The organism is Candidatus Thioglobus sp., from assembly GCF_028599055.1.
In the GTDB taxonomy this organism is placed as follows: Bacteria; Pseudomonadota; Gammaproteobacteria; order PS1; family Pseudothioglobaceae; genus Thioglobus_A.
The window spans coordinates 6404-7879 of the sequence record NZ_JAQRMS010000058.1 but is presented as its reverse complement, the minus strand read 5'-3'; the positions used below and the strand labels follow the sequence as shown (position 1 = coordinate 7879).

Genomic DNA, 1476 nt, shown 5'->3' with positions numbered 1-1476 from the left:
TCGAACTCGGGCTAGACGAAGCCCATCGATATAAACTGTTTTAAAAGTAATCCCAGTATCAATTCCAGCTTAAAGTTCTTGCGAAAAACCCCATGGGCAAGGAAAAAAGTCGAACGTCTTTATTTAAAAATTTTCACTTAGTTTATTTTTTATTGATTATTTATATCTATTTTTCCAATAGTTGATACTCGCTTCCAAGCGTGACCATAAATCACTTCGTAAGTGGCGGGTAGTTTTCCGTCTTGTCGGTAAGATTCATACATTTTAATCATGAGTTGAAATTTGTCTTTGCCCATTAAAGATTTTGAGCGAGTGCTAACCGTTTGTGCGCCGATGGCTTTAAGGTCTCGCAAAAGATCAGTGACGGTTTGATAAGTAAGGGTTAGGGTTTCCATTTCCATCACTGGTGACTGAAAGCCTGCGCCCAGCATTTGATCACCAATATCGTGCATGTCGGCAAAGGTGTTAACATGGGTTTCATTATCGACCACTGACCAGCTTTTTTTAAGCTCTTTAAGCGTATCAGGTCCAAAGGTAGAAAATAAGATTAATCCATCATTTTTAAGTACTCTGTGGATCTCTGCGAAAAGTTGCTTTAGATCAGGACACCACTGCATCATTAAACTAGAAATAACGATATCAGCGCTATTGTCTGCCAAAGGTAGATGATTGGCATTGGCGCAAATTTTATTAGCAGTTTGATTGTTCTTGAGCGAATTTTGCGCAAAATCTAAGGCAATAATTTTTGAATTTGGAAAGCGCCTTTTTAAATTATCACTCAACAGGCCAGTGCCAGCGCCAAGATCTAGGATAATGTTAGAATGAGTGGTGATTACGTTGAGTTTTTCGTCAAGCCTAGAGGCAACTTCCTTTTGCAAAAAAGCGTGATCATCATAATTGTTTGATGCCTTGTTAAAGGCAGATCTTACTGAAGACATGTGGCAATTTTGTTACTGACATTTGTTAGTAATTTGGGATAGTGTTTAGCGCCGGAAGCGATATCAAACCCAATAATATCAATACTAGCTGTGTTGATTGACAGTCCTTCAGTGAGTGTTTTTAGTCGTTTATTAGGTACACTGATTGTGCTTAATAAACAGCGACTTTGGTTATCTCTAATAAAGTTTTTTGCGTGAATAATTTTGTAAATACTTAGCCTTTGCTCATGTTGATTGGTAATGCTGTAGCTTTGGGTAAGGCTGTGTGCTTGATTAAAGTGCTCAAAAGCAGTTGAGTAGCCAACCAGCTTGCGAGTGGCAAGGGTTGATAGTTGCTGATTAATGTGGTGTTTGAGTTGCTCAAGGTTATGATTAAGTGCTTTAAGGTTAAGCTGATAAGTGTTGGTGTTAAGTGGATCAATACGGATTAATCTTTTTGTTAGGCGATGTGAAAATTGTTGCATAAAGTTAATATTTAGCCAAACGTGGTAGTTTTGACTAGACTGTGAATGCTCATCATGCTCATCATGCTCATCAT

2 protein-coding genes and 1 pseudogene are annotated in these 1476 nt (G+C 38.1%); 1 reads left to right on the top strand and 2 read right to left on the bottom strand.

Translation table 11 applies throughout. The annotated features are described in order from the left end of the window. Nucleotides 1-141: pseudogene (locus PSN35_RS04980) on the top strand (VF530 family DNA-binding protein); the annotation flags it as partial. A gap of 8 nt (nt 142-149) precedes the next feature. On the opposite strand, the gene bioC reads toward PSN35_RS04980, so the two are convergent. Together bioC and PSN35_RS04970 are read right to left on the bottom strand one after the other, a co-directional pair. Then, on the bottom strand, nt 150-938 hold the full coding sequence (bioC, locus tag PSN35_RS04975) for a malonyl-ACP O-methyltransferase BioC (RefSeq protein ID WP_300030306.1): 789 nt from the start codon (nt 936-938) through the stop codon (nt 150-152). Next, on the bottom strand, nt 926-1476 hold a 551-nt coding region (locus PSN35_RS04970), incomplete at its 5' end, for a zinc ABC transporter substrate-binding protein (protein ID WP_300030303.1). The genes PSN35_RS04970 and bioC, both read right to left, overlap by 13 nt.